The following is a 9,357-nucleotide window of genomic DNA, read 5'->3' as shown; positions in this document are numbered from 1 at the left end:
CGCGGCACCGGCGCGGCGGAGGCAAACAGCACCGCCTCGATCCGCCGCATCCATTCCCGCCAGCGCAGCTCCGGAGGCAGGTCGGACAACTCGCGGTCCAAGTCAGGTTCCGAGCGATCCTTCACCATCGCTACACCCCGTAGAGCCGAAAGGTGTCGCGGCCGGTCAATTCCTGCACTGCGCCAAGCTCAACCAATCGATCGCAAAGCCGCCGCGCCGCTCGATCCGGCAACGGCAGAGAAGAGGGCACCACGGCATCGCGGGTCAGGAACATCTCGACCGCGTCGCCCGCCCCCTTGGCCCGCAGCTTGGGTGCGACCGCCTTCAGATGCGCCGCCCGACGCGCGAGGTCGGCGGCCTGCCGCACAGCCTCAATCGCCGAAGAGATGAGTGCCCGATGACTGGCCAGGCGCAAGTCGTCCCCATGCTTGCGCAGGTCAGCGCGTTTAAGACCAGCCGCCAGCAGCGGCACGAGGGGATCCCAACCAAGAGCCTGCGCCAGGACCGCGTCTGCAAGGATCAGCGCCGGGACTTCCGCACGCGGCGCCTCGGTCAGCACCGCGTCCAACACCGTCGCGGCACGTGTCACCGGTGCCCCTTTCGCCGCATCGAGCCAGGTGACGATCCGGCCCGGCTCGAGGGTCGGCAAGGCCCGACCCAGAGCCTTGACGGAAACCGTCCGCTCCACCGCGCGCCGCCAGGCCAGGCAAGTTTCGCCTGCCGGTCCGGGCAGGTCGCCAGGCCTCAGTAGGTGCACAGCGTCGCGCAACTCCCCTGCCCGTTCCGGCCGACCAGAAAACGCGACACACGTCTCCGCCGCCCGCAACGCGAGACGATCCCGCAACAAGGCTTGGGGCACCTCCGTGTGTTCCAACACAAGATGCAGGTGATTCAGCGCGGCGCCCGACAAAAACGCAACATCTTCAAAGGTTTCAGCTCGCGCGGAGGTGACCCAGGCGGGCATCCGGGGTAGCGTGTCTGGGTCGATGGAGTGATCCGGTCGGGCAAATGTCATGCCGGTACCCTACACTTGCGCGGCGCTTTATTCCAGAAAATAGCGAGCTTACCGCCCCGTCTTGAAGTTCTGCATTATGTCCAATAAGTTTGCATTATCGGACATGAAGAGATATGCTTAGCGATATGTCAGAAAACCACGAGAAATCGAGCTCATCCGCGCCAAACGGGTCTTCGAAGAGCGAGGGCAACGAGAGAGACGCCCTGCCCGGCGAGGCTTTGGCACTCTCTTCCTATAGGTCTGGATCACACGCCGTCGATCAGGATGTCCAACGCGCGCTTCAAGGCGTCGCGATGAACGGCCAAAGACCCAACCCGATCTCGCAGTTCAGCGCCAGGAATAGCGGCAAGCTCCTGAACCCTGACAATCCACGTCGACCCATTGTGCTCAACCGTCGGGGTGAGACCGGGGAAGGCCACATAACGTCCCACCTCTCGCAAAGGGGCGACACTGCGCGACGCGTCGATTCCGATCAGATCGGTTTGAAGATCCACGACAAGCTGCCCGCCGTTGAGGCGATAAAGATCGAACTGCGCCATCCCGTCCTCGCTTCAGAAGCTGCGATAGCCCGTGAGGGGCAAACCCTCTTTGGCAATCTCCTCGGCATAGGCGTTGATTGCGGGCTGGTTCTCTGCTCGCCAAAGGCGGTTACGCTCGACCTTCGCTGCCGCGATAATCGCCGCTTCGGCAAGGCGCGACATGTTGAGACCAAGCGACCGTGCTGTTTCAGCGACGTCGGCGTCCAGCGTCAGATTGACTTTCACGCGACCCATATCAAGCCCTGAAAGATGCGTAGGAATAAAGAGGATACTCCAGGAGTTTCACCGGAACAAGAACCGTCTGACATGATCTCCTTGCCCTCTCATGTCGCTGGGTCTGGCAGCCTCGACCGGCTGGTGGATACCGCCCGCGACTATGCGCGCGCTGCAGCGTCTGACAACACACGACGCGCCTATACAAAGGATTGGGCGCACTTCGCACGCTGGTGCCGGATGAAGGGCACCGAGCCTCGACCGCCGTCTCCCGAATTGATTGGGCTCTATCTTGCCGATCTGGCATCGGCTACTGGTGCCTCCCCTGCCCTATCGGTTAGCACCATCGACCGCCGCCTTTCCGGCCTTGCGTGGAACTATGCGCAGCGTGGGTTCGCCCTTGATCGCAAGAACCGCCACATCGCCACGGTGTTGGCTGGGATTAAGCGCAAGCATGCGCGCCCCCCGGTGCAAAAGGAAGCAATCCTGGCTGACGACATCCTCGCGATGGTGGCCACCTTGCCCTACGATCTGCGTGGTCTGCGGGACCGGGCGATTCTGTTGATCGGCTATGCCGGGGGCCTCCGGCGATCAGAAATTGTCAGCCTCGACGTTCACAAGGACGACACGCCGGACTCTGGCGGTTGGATCGACATCTTCGACAAGGGTGCCCTGCTCACCCTGAACGCCAAGACCGGCTGGCGCGAAGTCGAGATTGGCCGTGGCTCATCAGATCAGACCTGTCCTGTCCATGCGCTGAACCAATGGCTGCACTTTGCGAAGTTGGATTTCGGACCGGTCTTCGTGGGCACATCGCGGGATGGCAAGCGCGCGCTGGATGCCCGCCTCAACGACAAACACGTTGCACGCCTGATCAAGCGCACCGTGCTCGACGCCGGTATCCGGTCAGACCTGCCCGAGAAAGAACGGCTGGCACTGTTTTCGGGGCACAGCCTGCGTGCTGGTCTGGCCAGTTCTGCCGAGGTCGATGAGCGCTATGTCCAGAAACAGCTCGGCCACGCCTCAGCTGACATGACACGCCGTTACCAGCGCCGCCGAGACAGGTTCCGCGTGAACCTAACCAAGGCCGCAGGGTTATGACTCGTTACCTGCGCTTCTGATTTGTCGACGGCACCCGCTAGCTTCAGAAATTAAGTGAGACGTTCTTTCGTAGCGATCAAATCTCTACGAAATAGTCAGAATATATCGCGTCGATCTACCGCCTTCGGCCCCCCGGAAAACTGCGCCAATTGTCTCCAGCTCAGCCAAGTCGCGTGTTGCTGTGGCAAGTGAGACATCAGCGATCTTTGCATATGGACCAGCACTGATACCTTCCGATACGCGTCGAGGTCCTTCAGCGAAGAGACGCCGCAATACCTTTTCGCCCCGCCTTGGTAGGTCGGGAAAGCGCATGAAGTACCCATTGCGCAAGACCAAGAAGCGGGCCTCTGTCTCGGCCGCCACGATCCCGGCCGTCAGGCGCTCGAGGAACCACAAGACGAAAGGGGTGGCATCAATATGATCGCCAGCCACTTTGCGCCCGGCCTGAAGTGCACGGTAATACCCTTGTTTATCGGCTTCGATCTGGCGCGACAGGGAAAACGGCAAAGCGCCATCCTGCGCAAAAATGTATTCGACAATTGCGCGGCCGATCCGCCCATTTCCATCACTGAAAGGATGGATTGACTCAAACCAGAGGTGGGAAAGGGCCGCATGAACTGGCACCGGGAGACGGCTAGATTCGAGGCTGGTGAAGAATTCTTGCATCATAGCCGCGACGCAGTCAGGCGGCGGCGCCGAGTAAAGAACCTTTTCCTTGCCAACACTCGCACCACGCACGATGACGATCGGGAAACTGCGCCACCGCCCTTTGTCTTCCAGCTCGACACCGTGAAACAGAAGTTGATGCCAGTGGAATAAACGATCCTCTGACAACTCCCCCTGCCCTTCTCTGGCGTCTAACATCAAGGTCGCAATAGCGTCTGTGCGGCGTTGCGGCTCGGCGCCCCGATGGGCCAGAGAAGCCACAACCGATGCTTCGATATCCGCGCTGCGAAGGGCGGCTCCCTCGATCGCAAAGCTGGCAACCGCCTCGCTTGTCACTGCCCGGAGAAAGGTCTCGCGCCGCTCCTCCGCAGTCAGAGCCATTTGCAACCCTTTGATGGAGCCAAGACGCGCAGAAAAATCTGCAAGCGGGCCTTCAGTTGCCGCAGCGTCATGTCGAAAGTTGGGCCATGCAGGTGTTTTCCAAATATCCATGAGGAGAATATGTCAGGTATTCTCCTCAAAATATACCTCTTTATGATGGGAATATCAGGGCTTTTCTCATCATCAGGACCACCACTACGACATAAGACTAGCGTCAACGGGTACCACTGCGAACATATGGTCGTTTAGTAGCGATACATAAAACTGCAAAAAGACTGTTTTGATGCCCCTGTTAGGTTACGCTCGGGTCTCGACCGAGGATCAGACCCCCCTGCCCCAGTCGCAGGCTCTGAAATCCGCGGGCTGCACCGAGATCCATGAAGAGCACGGCTCAGGCGGAAATCGTGCCCGGCCGGTGCTGGCGCGTGTGCTCGAACGGAACGGCAAGGGCGATACGCTGGTTGTCGTGCGCATTGATCGTCTGGCGCGATCCCTGTCGCATCTGCTGGAGGTGATCGAGCGGCTGGAAGCGAAAGGCGCGTTCTTCCGATCGATAGAGGACCCGATTGACACGTCCTCGCCGCAGGGCAAGTTCACCCTGCAGGTGCTGGGCGCTGCTGCCGAATTCGAACGCGCCTTGATCCGCGAACGGACGAAGGCCGGTTTGGCCAGCGCAAGGACCAAAGGACGCGTGGGTGGCAACCCGGGCTTGCGCGACCGCGACCCCGCCGCGCTGCACAAAGTGCGACTGGCCCGGCAGGATGGCTACATGGAACGTCTGAACGAGACGGCACAAGACTGGGTGCCCCATGTCCGTCGCCTCCGGCCTGACCTGGCCTAAGAAGACGTGGTACGCATCATCAACGGGCCCCCTGCCCCACGAGCGCCAATGGACGCAAAGCCGACTGCTCCGCGCCGTGAACGCCTACGTTCGCGACGGCTTTCTGCCCGAGACAGTTTTGGCCCGCACCGGCCGCCGCGAAACCGACGACCGTCTGCCCGCCATCGTCGCCGCCATCAAGGGCGCGGATCCCGAGATGACGCTTCAGGCGATCTGTGAACGGCTGGAATCTATGCGCGAACGCACGCCACGTGGCCGAACGAGATGGCAGCCTTCGTCGGTGAAGATGCTGCTGGTGCGGGCGGAGCGACTTAACCTCATGCCGCACGAATCGAGCGAAGGTCAGTGTAAGTTCTGACCCAAATCCAGAAAGATCCAACGTGAGAAAACTCTACAGGAGGCAGAAAGTGCCAGTAGTTGCTTGGGGTTAACTGCTATTGTGCCAGCTCTACAGAATAGCGGCTCGATACAACTATGACTGCAATTAGTACTTTATATCAATGGTTTGCTGAATTTTGTTCGCGGCAGCACCTATTGGTGCTGTGTATAACTTTCGCACTACATCTAGATTTTTCTTGCCGGACTCGCTGGATCGTGGCATTCCCATTCTGACGGCGAAACGCGTCAGACATGCTGTACACCGTCAGAATGACCAAGAGCCTCAACAGGGGCCAAGCGTGGGCGGCAGAACATGAATAATCGTAACGTTGGAGATGCGCATGGCATAGGCTCTTCTGACATTGGAGCATTTGCCGACAATCTGGCCGAGTCTTTGGATCGCCAGATGAAGATCGCTTTCGAACCCGAAGAGCGGAAGTCCCTACGGCGCTTCAGTTCGACCGAAGTTGCCGGCCTACTGCGCGTAAGCACTTCAAACCTGCGCAACCGGCACAAAGACGGCAGCTTCCCAGAGGTGCATACAGATAACCGCGGACACCGGTTCTACACGGCCGAAGAGGTAGATGAGTTGCGCGATATTTTGGGGCGCACGGGAAAGAATGCAGAAGCCTATCGCCTTGGCCGCCGCGATGGCGACCGTCTTCAGGTGATATCTGTCGTTAACTTCAAAGGCGGTTCATCAAAAACGACTGCAACGATTCATCTTGCGCAACGGTATGCCTTGCGCGGTTACCGTGTGCTAGTCCTTGACCTCGATCCGCAAGCAAGTTTGACCACGTTTTTCGGCTTTCGGCCCGAGCTTGAGTTCGCTGATGGTGGCACAATCTATGATGCTCTGCGATATGAGGACCAAGTTCCACTCTCGAACGTCATCCACAAGACCTACTTCCATAAACTCGATATGGTTCCAGCAGGTCTGATGCTCTCGGAATACGAAACTGAGACCGCAAACGCACTCGCCCGCCGCGTACAACCCATCTTCGCTGAGCGCCTCGCTTTGGCGCTTGAAGAGGATGGGGCAAACTACGACCTCGTCCTGATCGATTGTCCGCCTCAGCTTGGCTTTTTGACGCTGACTGCGCTGGCAGCCTCGACGGGGCTTTTGGTAACCGTGGTACCTGGCATGCTTGACATCGCATCCATGAGCCAGTTTCTGAAGCTTGCTTCGGAAACGGTCAAGGCCGTGGAAGAAGCCATCGGCCGGCGAGTTACCTGGGATTTTGTCAAGTTCCTGATTACCAAATATGAACCGTCAGACGGGCCCCAGACCCAAATGGCAGGCTACCTGAGATCAATTTTGGCAGGTCAGGTCATGACAGAACCGATGCTAAAGTCTACGGCGATCTCCGACGCGGGGATGACCCAGCAGACCGTCTACGAAGTCGATCCAAGCCAGTTCATCAGAAAGACAATTGATCGCGCCCTGACAAGCGTGAACGGCGTTGGCGATGAGCTGGAGCAGACGATCCAAATGGCATGGGGGCGTCGCTGATGGCCCGAAACATCTTCAACCAGCCTCCAAAGGATGAGACGGAGAGCGTAGCTGCCTCCCCTACCCCACCAAGAGCAACAAAGGTGCCGGGATCTGTTGGCGGGTTGCGCGACTCGTTGCGCGAGATCACAGCAAACTCGATCCGCGACATTGAGCCCGATCAGATTGATATGGATGGGCTGCGCGATCGGTTGGTGCTAGAAGATTCCAGCATCGATGAATTGGCCGAGAGTATCGCCAAGCATGGCCAACAAGTGCCAATCATGGTCCGTCCATCTACCCAACCGGACAGATACCGCATCATCTACGGCCGCCGCAGGCTTGCGGCAATCCGCAAGGTCGGTGGAACGGTCAAGGCAATTGTTCGGACCTTGGATGATGACGCATCTCTGATCGCTCAAGGCCAGGAGAACAACCTCAGGCTTGATCCGTCTTTCATAGAAAAGTCACTGTTTATCAAAGAGATGCAGGAATCTGGCTACAAACCCGGTGTCATCCAGGATGCTCTGGGTCTAACCCGGCAAGGCGTATCCAACCACAGGGTCGTCATAGAACAATTGCCAGACGGCCTTGTTCAACTCATCGGGCCAGCACATGGGATTGGACGGCGGCAGTGGAGTGATCTGGCTGCCTTATCGGTAAAGGTAGATTTGGTGGCCATCGCCAAAGAGGCGCTCGCCACTCTGCCCGACGACATGCCTAGTTCCGAAAAGTTCCAAGCGGTCTATTCGGCTTGCTCGAGCAAAGCACGTAGCGACAAGAAGCCGCCCAATCGTGGCCTTGCTTCGGTCATCAAAGATGAGAACGGCAGTACATTGGGCACGCTGACAGTCGATGAGAAGGCGATCGCTATCAAGGTCACCAAAAAGGACAATCCAGAATTCGGCCAATGGCTCGAAGAGCGCGTGGAAGACACGCTTTTGCAGCTCTTTGAAAAATGGCGGAATGAGAGAGGCTCTGGGTCCTAACCCAGGCGATAAAGAGAAACACGAGCAGAGGAGAAAAGCGAAGACCCGAAAAAAGAGCCCCCCAAAGTTTCCCCTGGAGAGCCCTCATCATCTGATTAGCATCTTTGACGTAGCAACCTCCAGCATACCGGTCAAGAGTCACCGTTTCGGTGGACTGATATTTATTGCCTTTTTCCACGAGAAATCGAGGAAAGAGACATGGGAGTTGAGGCCAAATGATCGTCGCGAACAAACCATGGCATTTACAAAACTGTCGATCGAAGCCGCAGGTGCTGATGCAACCCTAGGCGCATTTACCCCATCTGAAACCGACGTCTGGACAATCTTCAGAGCCCTGAGAGATGCGCGTAGCATGTTTGGTCTACGTCCTAGCCACATACAGACACTTCAAGCCATGCTCAGTTTCCTGAAGCCTGGCCATGGTGAAACGGTTTTTGCATCGAACAATTCCATCTGCCAGCGCGTTGGCGGAATCGACGAACGGACACTCCGCAGGCACATCAACCGCTTGGTTGAAGTCGGATTCATCAAGCGCAATGACAGCTCGAACCGAAAGCGCTACCGCGTTCGCTCATCCGACGGACACCGCATCAGCTATGGCTTGTCTCTCGCCCCCCTACTCCAACGTGCGAGCGAGCTTATCGCCATCGCACAAGAAATGGAGAATAATCGTCGGGATCGGATATTTGTCCGCAAGCAGATCCTTACAAAACTCGCCCATTTGGAAGAGCACGATCCCAGCAACTCACTCATCAACCACGCACGGAGATTTCTACGCAGGAAGCTAAGCCTCCCTGAATACCACGCTCTGCTCACCGACACAGAGGTAAAATGCCAGAGTTTGGCCACACCGAATGATCCACCGGAAACAATGGAATTGCCCGCCAATGACGGCCAAACTGTCCGGCACCAATCTAAGTATGAAAAAGAACAAAAAGATTTAGATACCGAAATAGGCAATGAAGCTCTGAAGCCAGACTTTCTGACCTCAGTCTGTGATCAAGCAACGTCGTTCTCCACAGGAATACTTAGAACCTAGTTAGACATTGAAAACCACGCTCAAACACTTGCACCAATGATGGGCATTCACCCGGCTACCTTCGAGAAAGCCAAGAATACTGTAGGAGCCCAGAAAGTATCATGCGCTATCTTCATCATGCTACAGCTTGGGCAACGCATCAGGGATTTTGGAGCATATTTTAACAGTATCACTCTGGGGAAACGCAAAGAACAGTTTGATCCGTTAGCTTCGGTCAAGCGACTGTCTGAAACCAACGAGCGAACTATCTAACGTCCACCGCGGTGGACGCCTTACTGAAAGCCAAACATATGGTAGCGACGTCTTTCCAAACGCTACACAGCGCTCCTGCCACGTCACATTTGAGGGGTACTCCTTGGCCACTCAATTTTTTCAAGACCCTACGATGTCCACCGCGGTGGACAAGTGGCCAAAAAATGATCGCCTGTCGAAATTGCGCAGCCAATGAAAGAACTCCGCGATCAAATTGCCCGCCGTATTGCGAGCCGCACACTCTTAGGACCAAAGTAGATTAGGCGACGTTATGTTCTAAGGCACCGTGCCGACACGCCGCAGCGACGAAAGTAAGACCGCATGTCTTTCTCTATCCGCGCGCTTCTGACAGATCAGGTTGTATTCTGATCGCATGACGGCGTGTGCCGTCTCATAGCGATGGAGGAAAGCATGACGACAGAACAATCAGTGATCTATGTTGGGATCGATG

At 57.1% G+C, this 9,357-nt stretch carries 9 protein-coding genes and 2 pseudogenes; 6 read left to right on the top strand and 5 right to left on the bottom strand.

Features of this window, described 5'->3' with window-relative positions:
* The 4 genes and pseudogenes from VGP75_RS19060 to VGP75_RS19045 all read right to left on the bottom strand — a co-directional run.
* Positions 1-128 (bottom strand): annotated as a pseudogene (locus VGP75_RS19060) (SMC-Scp complex subunit ScpB); the annotation flags it as partial.
* A 2-nt stretch (positions 129-130) separates the two neighbouring features.
* The gene (locus VGP75_RS19055; RefSeq protein WP_327545156.1) at positions 131-1,015 is read right to left on the bottom strand and encodes a DUF1403 family protein; all 885 of its coding nucleotides are present in this window, start codon (positions 1,013-1,015) and stop codon (positions 131-133) included.
* A 245-nt stretch (positions 1,016-1,260) separates the two neighbouring features.
* Positions 1,261-1,554: a CcdB family protein gene (locus VGP75_RS19050; RefSeq protein WP_327545155.1), complete on the bottom strand. Its 294-nt coding sequence runs from the start codon at positions 1,552-1,554 to the stop codon at positions 1,261-1,263.
* Between the two features lie 12 nt (positions 1,555-1,566).
* Positions 1,567-1,788: a type II toxin-antitoxin system CcdA family antitoxin gene (locus VGP75_RS19045; RefSeq protein WP_327545154.1), complete on the bottom strand. Its 222-nt coding sequence runs from the start codon at positions 1,786-1,788 to the stop codon at positions 1,567-1,569.
* 15 nt (positions 1,789-1,803) lie between these two features.
* Here VGP75_RS19045 and VGP75_RS19040 point away from each other — a divergent pair, with 15 nt between their 5' ends.
* The gene (locus VGP75_RS19040) at positions 1,804-2,868 is read left to right on the top strand and encodes a tyrosine-type recombinase/integrase (RefSeq protein WP_327545153.1); all 1,065 of its coding nucleotides are present in this window, start codon (positions 1,804-1,806) and stop codon (positions 2,866-2,868) included.
* Positions 2,869-2,952: 84 nt separating this feature from the next.
* On the opposite strand, the gene VGP75_RS19035 is transcribed toward VGP75_RS19040, so the two are convergent.
* Complete coding sequence (locus VGP75_RS19035) at positions 2,953-4,026, bottom strand: Fic family protein (protein ID WP_327545152.1); 1,074 nt, start codon at positions 4,024-4,026, stop codon at positions 2,953-2,955.
* Positions 4,027-4,198: 172 nt separating this feature from the next.
* Between VGP75_RS19035 and VGP75_RS19030 the strand changes: the two are divergent.
* The 5 genes and pseudogenes from VGP75_RS19030 to repC (VGP75_RS19010) all read left to right on the top strand — a co-directional run bounded on the left by VGP75_RS19030 (position 4,199) and on the right by repC (VGP75_RS19010) (position 8,906).
* A pseudogene (locus VGP75_RS19030) lies at positions 4,199-5,114 on the top strand (recombinase family protein).
* A gap of 333 nt (positions 5,115-5,447) precedes the next feature.
* Positions 5,448-6,647 (top strand): plasmid partitioning protein RepA, encoded by a 1,200-nt coding sequence (gene repA / locus VGP75_RS19025; protein ID WP_327545151.1) that lies wholly within the window; start codon positions 5,448-5,450, stop codon positions 6,645-6,647.
* Complete coding sequence (gene repB, locus VGP75_RS19020; RefSeq protein ID WP_327545150.1) at positions 6,647-7,615, top strand: plasmid partitioning protein RepB; 969 nt, start codon at positions 6,647-6,649, stop codon at positions 7,613-7,615. The genes repA and repB overlap by 1 nt, the downstream gene beginning before the upstream one ends.
* The gene (repC, locus tag VGP75_RS19015) at positions 7,593-8,654 is read left to right on the top strand and encodes a plasmid replication protein RepC (protein WP_327545149.1); all 1,062 of its coding nucleotides are present in this window, start codon (positions 7,593-7,595) and stop codon (positions 8,652-8,654) included. Before repB ends, repC (VGP75_RS19015) begins: the two co-directional genes overlap by 23 nt.
* Positions 8,655-8,660: 6 nt before the next feature.
* The gene (gene repC / locus VGP75_RS19010) at positions 8,661-8,906 is read left to right on the top strand and encodes a replication initiation protein RepC (RefSeq protein ID WP_327545157.1); all 246 of its coding nucleotides are present in this window, start codon (positions 8,661-8,663) and stop codon (positions 8,904-8,906) included.
* Positions 8,907-9,357 lie beyond the last annotated feature (451 nt).

It is taken from the genome of Yoonia sp. (assembly GCF_036007805.1).
Taxonomy (GTDB): Bacteria; Pseudomonadota; Alphaproteobacteria; order Rhodobacterales; family Rhodobacteraceae; genus Yoonia.
Note: the sequence above shows the minus strand (reverse complement) of the source record. Positions and strands in the feature narration are given on the sequence as shown.